Raw genomic sequence first — 14028 nt, forward strand, 5'->3', positions numbered from 1 at the left:
TAGGTTCTTGTTTCTCTTGGAATGACACCTTTTTAAGGAAACAAGGAATAAAACACAAATAATATGCTTTAATTAACAGATTTCATGATAATTATTAACGATTGTTTTCGTTAAATTATTTTACATTTGCCGTTGCAGCAACAATCTATGAACAAATCGTTATTTTTTTTATCAATACTTGTTTTCTTTATTACAAGTACGCTATATTCTCAAACAGATTTTCAATTGGGAAGAGGTGGCACTGGTACTGGAAAAAGACCTGAATCTCAGAATGATTCAATTAGAAACTCTGGTGAGATTTCTGTAACTTTATCTGGAAAAACAAAGTATACAGACTACAAAATATTCTCTCACCAAAGAGACACTACCTATATAGATACCACTTTATCGATTCAGAAAGATTATAAGTTTAATTATTTACGAACAGATAATTTTGAGTTATTAGCTTTTCATAATCAAGGGCAAACTTTTACTAATTTAGGATATGATTTTAGCAATTTAAAGTTAATGCCAGATATTGGTTTTACAGCAAAACAGTTTAGCTATTTAGATATTGATGAAATAAAATATTACGAGGTACCTACACCAACTACAGAAATTACCTACAGAACAGGTTTACAACAAGGTCAGGTTTTAGACGCTATTTTTACTGTAAACTTTTCTCGTAGATTAAATGTGTCTCTTTCTTATAAAGGAATTCGTTCTTTGGGAGCTTATAGAAGATCTTTAGCGAGTCATGGAAATTTTAGAGGTGCTTTTCATTACAGAACAGAAGATAATCAATATGAAATCCGTGGACATTTAACGTCTCAAGATTTCTTTAATGAAGAAAGCGGTGGATTGCCAGAAGCTGAAATTGCTAAATTTGAAAGCAACGATTCTGACTATAGCACTAGATCTTATTTAGATGTAAATTTAGATGATGCAGAAAATGATTTTGAAGGTAGAAGGGTTTATTTAGAGCATAGTTATAAGCTCTTGGCTAATAAAGACACCGTCAATAAAAAAGATTTTAGCAACTTAAAAGTTGGACATATTTTTACAACAGAAACTAAAGAATATAGCTTTACGCAACCTACAATAACAACAACTTTTTTTGGTGAATCTAATGCTTCTGGAGCAAGTAATAATCAAGCTAAAAATACCATTACAAATAATGAAATGAACTTAGAATTTAATTCTAAATATGTACTTGGTAAATTTAAAGCCAAAGTAAATATTACGAATTATTCTTACGGATACGACTCTATTTTAAATTCTAATAGCGATATTTCTAAAATAAAATTAGAAGGAAATGCAGTTTCTGTAGGTGCAGATTGGAATGCTAAAATTAAAAACTTTCATTTAAACGCTACAGGTAATTTAGCTCCAGGGAGTGGTAGATTGTCTGGGAGTTTTCTACAAGGAGAAGCACTATATAAAAAAGATAGTCTTTTTGCTGTAAAAGGAAGTTTGTTAATTAGTTCTAAGTCGCCAAATTTTAACACCTTATTACATCAAAGTAAATATGATGACTACAACTGGTACAACGATTTTAACTCTGTAAACACAAGAGATTTAGGGTTTTCTTTAAGTTCTAAATGGTTAAATGGTTCTCTAAATTTTACCAATATTGACAACTACACGTATTTTGATGAAAATAACAAACCGCAACAGTTTGATGGTCAGATTACATATTTAAAAGTAAAAGCAAGTAAAGAGTTTAGGTATAAAAAGTTTGCTTTAGACAATACATTCATGTACCAAAATGTTAGCAGCGGAAGTTCTGTTTTTAGAGTCCCAGAAATGGTTACAAGAAACACTTTATACTACCAAGATTATTGGTTTAAAGGTAAACCAATGCTAGTAAATATTGGTGCCACTTTTAACTATTTTTCTAAGTATAAAATGAATGCTTATAACCCGTTATTAGCAGAGTTTACTTTACAAAACGAACAAGAAATAGGATTTCCTTCTATAGATGTGTTCTTTAATGCACAAGTGCGAAGAACGCGTTTGTTTCTTAAAATAGAGAATGTAACTTCTGGCTTTACAGAGAAAAACTACTACTCTGCACCGAATTACCCTTATAGAGATTTTGTAATTCGTTTTGGGTTGGTTTGGAACTGGTTTATTTAAACATCTACCAAGATCTTACACAAAAGAACTCGAGCAAAAATAAAATATCTCGATACAAATTTATTTTATATAGAATAAAAACTCGATGTAAGCAAATGGATATACAAAACCTACTTAAAGATAACTGGAAACTCTTTGTAATAGCAAGTTTAACTTTAGGACTAGCTCCTTTTAATCCGCCACATATTTTAGGTAAAATTGAATGGATTTTAGGTGGAAGTGCATTTTCTGAAACACATGCAATGCAAGCTAAAGATTGGTTTGATGTTTTGCTTCACGGAAGTCCGTGGTTGCTATTAATAATTTCTATTGTTTTAAATCTTTTTGCATTAAAGACAAAAAACGCCCCAAAATAGCACTCCCTATTTGTTCCTTTTCTACAAAACCTTGAGACTTATAAAAAGGAATAGCATTAGGATCTGCAACTAACTCTATTGTTTTTGCGTTAGAAACGGTTGCTTTTTCCAAGGCATGTATTAGTAGTTTTTTACCGATACCTTTTCTTATAAATTTAGGTAAAACAAATAACATTTCTAATTTAACAATTTCTTCTTTCGGATTGTTTAAAACATAGAAACCAACAGCAACGTCATCAACCATAAATTTATACACATTGCAAGTTTGTATGGTTTTAGAAGTTACGGTTAGATCTGCTCTCCAACCTTCTATCAAATCACTAGAATATCCCCAAAAAGCTTTCGATTTTAAAGCTATATGGGTGAGTTGTTCTGCTTCTAAAAAATCAGCGGGAACAATCATCTTATTTTTTAATTAATTGCTTTATTTTTATATTAAAAGCAGCAAAAATTAAAGTCATAATAGGACTTAACCAGTTAAAAATAGCAAAGAAAAAATATTCTGAAACACCTACTCCTAAAACTCCAGATTGATATGCTCCACAGGTATTCCATGGAATTAAAACAGAAGTTACCGTACCAGAATCTTCTAATGTTCTACTTAAATTTTCTGGAGCTAAGCCTTTATCTTCATACGCTTTTTTAAACATCTTTCCTGGTACAACAATGGCCAAATACTGGTCTGAAGCCGTTACGTTTAATGCCAAACAACTCGCAACAGTACTTGCAAACAAACCAAAAACAGAAGATGCCATACTTAATAAAGCTTTACTAATTCTTGCCAAAGCTCCAATTGCATCCATAATTCCACCAAAAACCATTGCACAAATTATCAGCCAAATAGTCCCCAACATTCCATTCATTCCTCCGGCAGAAAATAAATCATTTAATTCTACACTTGTAGTTTCTACAGCAGAATCTACAGTAATTGCATTCATGACTCCTTTATATGCTGAATTAAAAGTTAAAGAATCTGCGCCGGCAACACTCACAACAATATCTGGTTGTGCAATTACAGCAACAATACCTGCAAATAAAATACCCACTAATAAAGCTACTAAAGGTTCTGTTTTTTTGATGATTAAAAATATCACCGTTATTGGTACAATAAATAACCAAGGAGAAATATTAAAAGCAGCATCTATAGCCGCTAATTTATCTGAAACATCTGGTGTACCTGTTGTTTCTATAGAAAAACCAATAATTACAAAAACCAATAATGTAATTATAATTGTTGGCACTGTAGTTAACGCCATGTATTTAATATGGGTAAACAAATCTCCACCTGCCATTGTAGGTGCAAGATTTGTAGTATCTGATAAAGGTGACATTTTATCTCCAAAATAAGCACCAGACAATACTGCTCCTGCCGTCATACCTGCAGGAATACCTAATGTATTCCCAATACCCACCAAAGCAATACCAACGGTTGCAGAAGTAGTCCAAGAACTACCCGTTGCAATAGAAATAATGGCACAAATTATTACAGAAGCGGCTAAAAATATTGTTGGGTTTAAGATTTGTAATCCGTAATAAATCATAGAAGGAATGATACCACTTATTAACCAAGTTCCTGCCAAAGCACCAACCATTAACAAGATTAAAAGAGCACTAGAAGTAGATTTTATATTTTCAGAGACTTCTTCCATCATTTGTTTGTAAGAAACCTTATTCTTAAAACCTACAATGGCAGCTACCGCTGCTCCCATTAACAAAATAAATTGATTACTACCACTTAAAGCATCATCTCCATAAACAAAGAAAACATTGTAAAACAACATAGCAACCAATACAAAAACCGGTATTAGAGCCTCCCAAATATTAAGTTCTTGATTTTCTATAATATTTTCGTCTTCCAGGTTTGTTGGTCTAATATTTTGGCTCTCCATATGGTAAAAATTTCGTTTGGTAATGTTACGATTTTACTAAGTTTTACGCAAATTGAATTCAGTAACTTACATTTACCCTTATAGATTTGTGATCTCTATTTTTTTTAGTCTGTTTTTTTTAAGAAAATATATTATAAGAATGGTAAAAAACAATAACCTGTATTTTTATGAAATTCTAAAAAAAAGATGCAACCAAACTTCCACCAAAGCTATACAAGACAACTTTATAGACTCTTATAACATTTAAAAATAAAAACCCAAAACATGCGTTTTGGGTTTTTAAAATAAAGAAATTTCTCTAAAACAAGTCTAGAAGATTTTTTTTAAATTAAATTTTAATTAAAACAATTTTCTCTGATTGCTTTTCTACTAATTGACTATAAAAACCTTTTAATGCTGCATAATATTGAGGAGCAATTAGAGCATTGTTAAATTGTAAAACAGATAAGGTTCTTATTTTATTTCCTTGTTGTGTTACTTGAAATTTAAATACACCCAAACTATCTGGCAACCCAATAGCCAAGGGTTCTGGTAGCGTTTCTACTTTATACCCTTCTGGAACCTGAATAGAAACAGTATTACTCTCTTTCCATGGAGTTGCAAAATCTACAGGGAATTTTCTATCTTCTAATTTAAACGGATTTTGATGTTCTGATAAAAATAATAAAGGCTCAACATACAGTTTTCCGTTTACGTTTTCTACTAAATTATCACTACTAAACTGAAGAGTTCTAACAATAGGTTTGTCTAAGTATTCTTTATTTACAACCCTATACCCATCTATTTCAAATCCATATTTTTCTTCTAAACTTTCTTTTAACTCTTCTTCTTTTATATGGTTATAATTCTTTCTGTAATTTAAGGCATTTAGGTTATCATAATTTGTTCTAATTAATCCTTTTACAAGCATGTCTTCAGAAATTTTAACCATAACATTATGATCTTCTAATGCATGTTTAGAAGATGTTAACTGAATCCAAGAAGAAGTTCCATCCTTAGCAACCTTTCTACCTTTCCAATTTAACGCTCTCGTTGGTAAAATATTTGGTACACTAAATTCTTCTGAAGCATCCAATAAAACAGTCTCTCCACTTTGAAGCGCTACGGTAGCAATTACATAATTAAAACCCTCTATTGTAGGAAAAAAAGGAACACCATTTACCCTTGTACTTAATAATACAGGGTTTGCATCTAAACCTGCAGATCGCAACATAGAAGTTAGCATTAAATTGATATCTGCAATATTACCAACCCTTTCTTTAAACGCCTTTCTAACTCCATTATCTGTGTAAATACCATTATAGTTATTCCATTTTACTTGATTTTTTACAAATTGAAAAATAGCATCAATCTTTTCTGATTCTGTTTTTGTCGTTTTTAAAATTTCTTCTAAATCGTCTTTGTAATAGCTAGTTTTTTCTAATTCTGCACCAAAACTTTCCGATTTATAAATTTGCTCACTTACATCCTCCCAATTATTTGAATAGAATTTTAAGATAGAATTTGGAAACTTTGTAGAAGCTAATTCATATTTAACTCCTCCTCTATAATTTTTAACATCTGTTACATAAGGTTCGTTATTTTTTAAAGCTGGTATGTTTTCCGATTCATAAATATCAATATTGGTTTTAAGATTAACTTTAGAGGTAACCACTTGAGATGTTAAAGTTTCCCCCATACTTTTTTCTGACGTCCTTACTCTTTGAGACATTGTAATACTTCCGTTTTCTATACCTTCTTTAATATCTATAAAATAATATCCTTTCGTTTTTTTAGTAAAACTATAATACTCTGGTATTTCAATTTTATAATTTAATAATTTTACAGGAATATCAAATTGGTAATCTACGTCGTCAATAGAACGGTATGGAGAAATTATTTTATATTCTAAATCTAACACTGAACCAACTTTAACATTAGGAAACGTAATTTTTTTAATACTTCTATATCTAGATAATTTCTCATCAAAAATTGAAGATTTAGAAAGCTTTTCCTTTTTTACTTTACCAGATTCTAATGCAAAACTATACCCTTTAATAGAGGTTACCTTTTCATTATCTCCTTTTTCTGGTTTATAATAAGTGATCGATTTTGTAGCTTTATCAAAACCCGACTTATTATAAATTTTAATACGTTCATGAATTTCAGTGATTACTTGAAAACCTTTATCTTGAACATAGGTAAAATAAGTTCTTCTACTTTTATATAAATAAGCAGCATCTGCAGAAGCATCAGAAGGGTAAAACTCCTCTTTTAATTCTTCTTTAGACACTTTACCAAACTTGTAATCTTGAGCAACCAAAGAAATTTGACTTAATAATAGTAATACAATTGTAATTTTCTTCATTTCATTTATTTTGGGGTTATAGCAATTCTTAAATTTTCATATTTTGAAATACTTCTTCTAAAGTTTCGATAATTATTATAGTCTTCTTTAGCATAAACTCCAGCCTTAATTACCATTGTTTTATGATAGTTAAAAGTGGTATCATCTATTTTAGTAAAAGTAATTTTGTAGGTTCCAAATTTTGTAGAAATTACTTTTTCTGAAGGTAAAGTACTCAAAACATATCCTTCCGGAAGTGTAAATTTATATATTGTATCATCTTTATAACCTCTAGAAATTTTTAAGGGTAACTCTCTACTTCTATATCTTTTAGGTACAAAACTATTTTTGTTAAAAACATTTACCCTAAATAAATATTCTTGTTCATTTACAGAAGCATAGCTCTTAATAGTCATTTTTAAATCTTCTTTAAAAACGACTTCTTCTTTATCATTTAATAAATCTACTGCTGTAATTTCTAAGTTATTATTATACTCCCAAACGTTAGATTTATAATTCTTAACAAGTTCTTCTTCTGTAAGTTTTTCATAATATGATTTATCATCATATTGAATTCCTTTAGAAACTCTATGCAAATCAGCAGATAAATTTCCGTTTTTTTCTAATTGAATACTTGCCTTTATTTCTTGTAGATTTGTTTTATCTTTATAAGCTGGTGTACGTTTAACAACACCACCTTCTGGCGTCATTACCAACACATTTCTGTCATCTGTAAAGTCTCCTAAAAAACCAAACGGAATTGTCTGACTTGTACATTCTAGCCAAATATCATTACCATTATTTGGAATATTTAAAATAACATGATTTCCTTGCATTCCAAAAAAATCTTTTTCTACATCTCGCTTTTCTGCTCCTGCCCAAATTACTGCATAATGAGATTTAACTCCTACTGCATCCAATAATGTTTTGGTATAATTAGTTAGCCCTTTACAATCCCCATAACCAACTTTATCAACTTCATTTGCAGGTATTGGCATCCAACCACCTACACCTTCTTGCACGCTTATATAGCGCGTTTTATTTTGCATAAAAGCATATACTATTTTAGCTTTTTCAATTGGGTCTGTTATGCCTTCAACCAATTTTCTAACCTTTGTTTTTATAGCTTCAGAAAGTTCATCATTACCATTTTTTAAATAGTCATAACGCCACTTACCAAATTCGCTCCAATTAGTAGCTTCTCCTACTATTTTTTTTAAGGAAAATTGATTTATCCCAACCATTAAATAAGGCATAATATCTATAGACAGAGGCGCATTATTTTCATACTTAACCACTTTTTGATTGCTTATTGCATAGTTTACATTAAACTCACTAGAGGTATTTTCTATAGCATAAGAATTAAAGTTTTTTTCTTTTGTTCTAACCGTAAATTGCTTTGGGTTTAAAAGTTTGTAGCTGCTTTTCTCTATAGATAAAAAATAACTTTCTACAGGAAACCAACTAGGAATAAAACCTGTAGATGATGTTTTATATTCAGATTCAAAAACTACGGTATACGGATAAGAAACAGGTGTATGATCTATATACTTTACTCTAGAATCAGAGTACAAAGTACCTCCACTTACAGCACTAACGTCTAGAAAATCTCTTTCTTTATACTTTTTAATTTGTCGACCAAAAGCATCATAAATATTTGCAGAAAGTGCCGTAATCTTAGTATCATTATCATAGTGTGCAGACATGCTAACATATCTGTTTCCTAATTTATTTAATACCGTAATCACTTCTCTATTGTACACCGTCATTTCATCAACATCCTCTATAGTTATTTCTATAGAATTGTCTCTAATAACTGCATTTGCATCTTCTGTTAATGCACTGGGAATTAATAAGGTTGGGTAATTTTCTTTTTGACTAAAAGTAGTAGTTATTGAAAATAAGGAAATAAATAGCCAAAGGCAATTAAACTTTTTCATACAATTATAGGGATAGCAGTCCAAAGTTAAAAAAATAAAAAAGAAAAGAGGCTAAAAACAGATGTTTTTAGCCTCTAAAATTGAATTAATCTAATTTACGCTTTCGTTTTTACAACAAAAGAGAAAGTCATAATATCATCTATAAATTTATCTTTTAAACCTTCAAAGAATTTTTTAGAACCATATTTTACATTAAAATCTGATCTATCTACATTAAAAGATTCACTTGTAAATACTGTAACTCCATTTTCTGTAGAGATAGTTGCAGGTATTGTTATACTTTTTGTTACATCTTTAATTTGTAAATTTCCTGTAACTGCTAATTTTCCTTCCACCTCTTCTACATTAGTAATTACAAATTTCGAAATAGGATAAACATCTACTTCAAAAAAGTCTTCATTACTTAAATGTCCTACTAATTTTGCATTTCCTTCTTTATCTGCAGGAATATCTAAACATACAATAGTAGTCATGTCAATTACAAACTCACCATTAGTAAGTTTACCATTCTCTACCAATAAACCTCCACTTTTTAAAGCTACAGTACCATTGTGTGCTCCACCAGGTTTTGTTCCTTTCCAATTTAATACAGAAACAGTAGTATCAACATTATTTAATTCTGCAGCATTAACTTTAACTTCTACAGCCTCTTTAACTTCTACTTTTTCCTTTTTTTCTCCTTTACATGCAGTTAAAACTGATGCTACTAATACTAATGATAAGATTATTTTTTTCATTTTGTTTGATTTTAATTTAAATTAACTTTTTTTTATTTCCCATGGCAAATATATGTTATTTATGTTCCTTGGAAAATAATACACCTACTTTTTTCATAAAATTAACAGTTTCTCTATTTTTAAAGTATTTAGTATTTACTCTTTAGCTTTAGAATCGATAATAATTGTAACCGGACCATCATTTACCAAGGCGACTTTCATATCCGCTCCAAATTGACCAGTTTGTACTTTATTATCTATTTCTTTCTCTAATGTTTGTACAAAACACTCATACAATGGTATGGCAATATCAGGTTTGGCTGCCTTAATATAACTTGGTCGGTTTCCTTTTTTGGTTGCTGCGTATAATGTAAACTGACTTACAACAATTACTTCTCCTGTAATATCTATAAGTGATTTGTTCATCACACCGTTTTCATCATTAAAAATACGAAGATTAGCGGTTTTTCTAACCAAGTAATTAATATCTTCTTGATTATCATCTTCTACAATACCTAACAAGACTAAAAGTCCGTTTTTTATTTCTGCAACTTTATCATGATTAATAGTTACACTTGCTTCCGATACGCGCTGAATTACTATTTTCATGAATTATTCATTATCTTCTTCGTTCCAAACATCTGTTCTAAAATGTTCTTTGTCTTCATCTCCACTTAAAATTTGAAGATAACTTTTATAACGAGACCAAGAAACACGCTCTTCTTCTAAGGCTTCTTTTACAGCACATTGTGGTTCTTTGGTATGAATACAATTATTGAATTTACAGTCTTGTTTTAAGGCAAAAAACTCAGGAAAATAATCTCCCAATTCGTATTTATCAATATCTACAACACCAAAACCTTTAATTCCGGGTGTGTCTATAATTCTTGCATCGAAACTTAAATCGAACATTTCTGCAAAAGTAGTAGTGTGTTTCCCTTGATTGTGCTGGTCTGAAATTTCTTTAGTCTTTAAATTTAAAGAAGGTTCTATAGCGTTTACTAAAGTAGATTTACCAACACCAGAATGACCAACAAACATAGACGTTTTACCTGTCATGATTTCTTTTATCGTTTCTACATTTTTATTCTGGGTAGAAGAAACCTCAACACAACGATAACCAATGGCTTCGTAAATATCTTTTAAATATAAAATTTCTGCACGTTCTTCGAGCTCATAAGAATCTATTTTATTAAAAACTAAAACAGTATCTATTCTATACGCTCTTGTTGCTACTAAAAATCGATCTATAAATGTGGCAAATGTAGGCGGATTGTTAATAGTAATCAACAAGAAAACTTGGTCTATATTAGAAGCAATAATATGGGTCTGCTTAGAAAGATTTACAGATTTACGTACAATAAAATTGTCTCTATCTAATATCTTTTTAATGACACCTGTTTCTTCGTCATTCTTATTCTCTAAATCGAACACCACTTTATCACCAACCGCAATTGGGTTGGTACTTTTGATATCTTTTATTCTGAATTTCCCTTTGATTCTACATTTGTAAAATTCTCCGTTATCAGCTTTTACTTGATACCAACTACCTGTAGATTTATATACGATTCCTTTCATTACTACAAAGATGCTGAATTAAAATTGAATTAAGAAAAATAGTCACTAATTCAATAGTTATTTCATTAATCAAGTTAAAAAACAAATTAAATCTTAAAATAAATGTTAAAGTTACCCCTATATTCGTTTTTTTTAACCAAAACTTATTTATGAAAAAAATTATCTCCCTATTTGCACTTGTAATTTGTATAACAGCAACAAAAGCACAAACAAAATTATATGTACATGATGACGCAGACACGTATGTTGAAAACACCAAAACAATAGCGATTCTTCCTTTACATGTTCAAGTAAAATTAAGGCCAAAGCAATTGAAGGATTTTACTTCTGAACAAATTATTGAAATGGGTAAAAGTGAGGCTTTAGATATACAAAAAGCAATGTATTCTTGGTTCTTAACTAGAAAAAAAAGAGGAACTCTATTGGTTACGGTTCAAAATCCTACAAGAACGAATGCTTTATTAAAAAAGAAAGGAATAGATATTCATTCTTATGATGAATATTTACCAAGTGAATTAGGTGAAATTTTAGGTGTAGAAGCAATTATTTCTGGAACTTACGAAACTTCTAAACCAATGTCTAATGGAGCTGCAATTGGACTCGCTGTTTTAACAGGTGGAATGTTTGCAACCAATACCGCAACTATGAATATGGATTTCACAAGTACTATAGATGATGAATTAGTAGTTAATTATCATAAAAAAATTAAAGGATCTCTTGGTTCTGATGCTCAAGATTTAATTAATATTTTAATGAGAAAAGTATCTAGAAGAATTCCTTATACAAAATAATAAATAGTATTATATAATTATAAAAGACTACCAATTGGTAGTCTTTTTTTTGTTTACACTAGTTATTACTTAGTTTTATAATATTTTATAAAACTATATTTTTAGTAGTTTGCAATTCGCGTTAGGGATTGAGCAATTGTTTGAGCTCTTTTTTGTTTTTTTTACAAAAAAAGCGAGTGCCATTCGACTTCGCTCAAGGTAAACTCGAGCCTGACCAAGCTTTTTTGCTTGGTAACGCCCAAAAAAAATACCTTCAAATTATAAAACTTGAAGGTATTTAAATAAATATATGTTTAAAAATTATCCGTTGATAATTTTTTCTTGGTGAACGATAGATTCTTGGTGAATTGCCTTAAACATTTTTAAAACAAATTCTTCACTTAAACCTTTGCTACTACCTTCCATAACCATGTTTCCTAAAATCTCGTTCCAACGACGTGATTGTAAAACAGCTACGTTTTGATCTTTCTTTAATTGACCAATTTTATCGGCAACTTGCATTCTTTTACCTAATAAATCAATTAATTGATCATCTACCACATTAATCTGTGCTCTTAAGTTTTCTAAAGGCTCTCTGTAACTAACTGCAGTTTCAGTTTCTTTTTTAACTTTTAAGTCTACCATTATTTGCTTTAAAGCATCTGGTGTTACTTGTTGTGCAGCATCTGACCAAGCGTTTTCAGGGTCATAATGAGTTTCTATCATTAAACCATCAAAGTTTAAATCTAAAGCAGTTTGACAAACATCAAAAACCATATCTCTCTTTCCTGTAATATGAGATGGATCGTTGATTAATGGTAAATCTGGAAATTTATTTTGAAACTCAATAGCTAATTGCCATTCTGGTGTATTTCTATATTTAGATTTTTCATACGTTGAAAATCCTCTGTGAATTGCTCCTAAATTTTTAATTCCTGCTGTATATAATCTTTCGATACCACCTAACCATAAAGCTAAATCTGGATTTACTGGATTTTTAACCAATACAATTTTATCTGTACCTGCCAAAGCATCTGCAATTTCTTGCATGATAAAAGGTGATACTGTAGAACGTGCACCAATCCACAATAAATCTACATCGTGCTCTAAAGCTAACTTTACATGTGCTGCATTTGCAACCTCTGTACAGGTTTTCATACCTGTCTCTTCTTTTACTTTCTTTAACCAGTGTAAACCAATTTCTCCAACACCTTCAAACATTCCTGGTCTTGTTCTTGGTTTCCATATACCTGCTCTAAAATAGCTTACATCAGAATCTTTTAGTTCGTGTGCAATCTTTAAAACCTGTTCTTCGGTTTCTGCACTACAAGGCCCTGCTATTACTAGTGGATGATTTAATTTCATATCGTCCAACCATGTTCTTAATTCTTTAGTATTCTCCATTTTTCTACTTGTTGTGGCCTATTATTTTATGCCGTTTAAAATTTGTTTTATGTGATTTGTATTCTCCATTTCGTTAAAAATTTCAGAGAAATTATCTTTTTGCATCAACTCTTTAAACTGTTGTAAATTATTGATGTATTCTTCTAACGTTTCTATTACGTTTTCTTTGTTTTGTTTAAATATTGGTGTCCACATTGCTGGCGAACTTTTTGCCAAGCGAACTGTGGATGCAAAACCAGAACCTGCCATATCAAAAATATCGCGTTCATTTTTTGCTTTATCAATGACCGTTTTTCCTAACATAAATGAACTTATGTGAGATAAGTGCGAAACATACGCAATATGCTTGTCATGAGAAACCGGATCCATGTAACGAATACGCATTCCAATATCCATAAAAAGCTTTAATGCTTTTTCTTGAAGCTTAAAAGTTGTCTTCTCTACTTCGCAAATAATATTGGTTTTTCCAACGTATAAGCCGGATATAGCTGCTGTTGGCCCAGAATTTTCTGTTCCTGCAATTGGATGACATGCTAAAAAATTTCTTCTTTTTGGATGATGTTCAACAACTTTACAAATTGCTTCTTTTGTAGAACCTGCATCGATAACCAAACCATCTTCAGAAATTTTATCTAAAATTGTTGGTAATAATTTTACCGTAGCATCTACCGGAATTGAGACAATTACCAAGTCTGCATTTTCAATATCGTCTAAAGTTGCCTTCTTATCAATTAGATTTAATTCTAACGCCTTATTTAAGGTTTCGTCCTTTCTACTAATTCCGTGAATTACAACATCTGGATTGTTTTTTTTAATATCGATAGCAAAACTACCGCCTATTAAACCAATACCAATCATGTATATATTTTTCATTTTATTTTCTCTTTAAGTGAGATTCCTCTTCGTTCCTCATTCGGAATGACACTCTTTA

The 14028-nt window shown here is 30.4% G+C and carries 12 protein-coding genes; 3 read left to right on the forward strand and 9 right to left on the reverse strand.

Annotated elements, in window-relative coordinates; genetic code table 11:
• The first annotated feature begins 147 nt into the window (after positions 1-147).
• Together WG945_RS07810 and WG945_RS07815 are read left to right on the forward strand one after the other, a co-directional pair.
• The gene (locus WG945_RS07810; RefSeq protein ID WP_068448867.1) at positions 148-2118 is read left to right on the forward strand and encodes a putative porin; all 1971 of its coding nucleotides are present in this window, start codon (positions 148-150) and stop codon (positions 2116-2118) included.
• Between the two features lie 95 nt (positions 2119-2213).
• Positions 2214-2474 carry a hypothetical protein gene (locus WG945_RS07815; RefSeq protein ID WP_068448868.1) on the forward strand — a complete coding sequence of 87 codons (261 nt, stop codon included), beginning with the start codon at positions 2214-2216 and terminating at the stop codon, positions 2472-2474.
• Here the strand turns inward: WG945_RS07815 and WG945_RS07820 are convergent.
• The 7 genes from WG945_RS07820 to rsgA all read right to left on the reverse strand — a co-directional run bounded on the left by WG945_RS07820 (position 2425) and on the right by rsgA (position 10923).
• Entirely contained in the window at positions 2425-2877 is a 453-nt protein-coding gene (locus tag WG945_RS07820; protein WP_068448871.1) for a GNAT family N-acetyltransferase, read from the reverse strand. The genes WG945_RS07815 and WG945_RS07820 overlap by 50 nt on opposite strands.
• Position 2878: 1 nt before the next feature.
• The gene (nhaC, locus tag WG945_RS07825) at positions 2879-4363 is read right to left on the reverse strand and encodes a Na+/H+ antiporter NhaC (RefSeq protein WP_068448874.1); all 1485 of its coding nucleotides are present in this window, start codon (positions 4361-4363) and stop codon (positions 2879-2881) included.
• Positions 4364-4691: 328 nt separating this feature from the next.
• Complete coding sequence (locus WG945_RS07830; protein WP_068448875.1) at positions 4692-6710, reverse strand: transglutaminase domain-containing protein; 2019 nt, start codon at positions 6708-6710, stop codon at positions 4692-4694.
• Positions 6711-6715: 5 nt separating this feature from the next.
• Complete coding sequence (locus tag WG945_RS07835; RefSeq protein ID WP_068448876.1) at positions 6716-8629, reverse strand: DUF3857 domain-containing protein; 1914 nt, start codon at positions 8627-8629, stop codon at positions 6716-6718.
• A gap of 95 nt (positions 8630-8724) precedes the next feature.
• A complete protein-coding gene (locus WG945_RS07840; protein ID WP_068448877.1) occupies positions 8725-9366 on the reverse strand; it encodes a YceI family protein in 642 nt (213 codons plus the stop codon).
• A gap of 135 nt (positions 9367-9501) precedes the next feature.
• Complete coding sequence (gene dtd / locus WG945_RS07845) at positions 9502-9954, reverse strand: D-aminoacyl-tRNA deacylase (protein WP_068448879.1); 453 nt, start codon at positions 9952-9954, stop codon at positions 9502-9504.
• A gap of 3 nt (positions 9955-9957) precedes the next feature.
• Positions 9958-10923, reverse strand: coding sequence for a ribosome small subunit-dependent GTPase A (rsgA, locus tag WG945_RS07850; protein ID WP_068448881.1), 966 nt, complete (start codon positions 10921-10923; stop codon positions 9958-9960).
• Positions 10924-11072: 149 nt separating this feature from the next.
• Here rsgA and WG945_RS07855 point away from each other — a divergent pair, with 149 nt between their 5' ends.
• Positions 11073-11714, forward strand: coding sequence for a hypothetical protein (locus WG945_RS07855; RefSeq protein WP_068448883.1), 642 nt, complete (start codon positions 11073-11075; stop codon positions 11712-11714).
• Between the two features lie 300 nt (positions 11715-12014).
• On the opposite strand, the gene WG945_RS07860 is transcribed toward WG945_RS07855, so the two are convergent.
• A complete protein-coding gene (locus tag WG945_RS07860; RefSeq protein WP_068448885.1) occupies positions 12015-13097 on the reverse strand; it encodes a bifunctional 3-deoxy-7-phosphoheptulonate synthase/chorismate mutase type II in 1083 nt (360 codons plus the stop codon).
• A 21-nt stretch (positions 13098-13118) separates the two neighbouring features.
• Positions 13119-13970 (reverse strand): prephenate dehydrogenase, encoded by an 852-nt coding sequence (locus WG945_RS07865; protein WP_068448887.1) that lies wholly within the window; start codon positions 13968-13970, stop codon positions 13119-13121.
• Positions 13971-14028: the final 58 nt, after the last annotated feature.

The organism is Polaribacter atrinae, from assembly GCF_038023995.1.
In the GTDB taxonomy this organism is placed as follows: Bacteria; Bacteroidota; Bacteroidia; order Flavobacteriales; family Flavobacteriaceae; genus Polaribacter; species Polaribacter atrinae.

What these genes read in the sequence shown, in the direction of transcription:
- WG945_RS07820 (WP_068448871.1), bottom strand. Translation starts at nt 2,877, where the DNA reads ATGATTGTTCCCGCTGATTTTTTAGAAGCAGAACAACTCACCCATATA.
- rsgA (WP_068448881.1), bottom strand. Translation starts at nt 10,923, where the DNA reads ATGAAAGGAATCGTATATAAATCTACAGGTAGTTGGTATCAAGTAAAA.
- WG945_RS07855 (WP_068448883.1), top strand. Translation starts at nt 11,073, where the DNA reads ATGAAAAAAATTATCTCCCTATTTGCACTTGTAATTTGTATAACAGCA.
- WG945_RS07835 (WP_068448876.1), bottom strand. Translation starts at nt 8,629, where the DNA reads ATGAAAAAGTTTAATTGCCTTTGGCTATTTATTTCCTTATTTTCAATA.
- WG945_RS07810 (WP_068448867.1), top strand. Translation starts at nt 148, where the DNA reads ATGAACAAATCGTTATTTTTTTTATCAATACTTGTTTTCTTTATTACA.
- dtd (WP_068448879.1), bottom strand. Translation starts at nt 9,954, where the DNA reads ATGAAAATAGTAATTCAGCGCGTATCGGAAGCAAGTGTAACTATTAAT.
- WG945_RS07840 (WP_068448877.1), bottom strand. Translation starts at nt 9,366, where the DNA reads ATGAAAAAAATAATCTTATCATTAGTATTAGTAGCATCAGTTTTAACT.
- nhaC (WP_068448874.1), bottom strand. Translation starts at nt 4,363, where the DNA reads ATGGAGAGCCAAAATATTAGACCAACAAACCTGGAAGACGAAAATATT.
- WG945_RS07830 (WP_068448875.1), bottom strand. Translation starts at nt 6,710, where the DNA reads ATGAAGAAAATTACAATTGTATTACTATTATTAAGTCAAATTTCTTTG.
- WG945_RS07815 (WP_068448868.1), top strand. Translation starts at nt 2,214, where the DNA reads ATGGATATACAAAACCTACTTAAAGATAACTGGAAACTCTTTGTAATA.
- WG945_RS07865 (WP_068448887.1), bottom strand. Translation starts at nt 13,970, where the DNA reads ATGAAAAATATATACATGATTGGTATTGGTTTAATAGGCGGTAGTTTT.
- WG945_RS07860 (WP_068448885.1), bottom strand. Translation starts at nt 13,097, where the DNA reads ATGGAGAATACTAAAGAATTAAGAACATGGTTGGACGATATGAAATTA.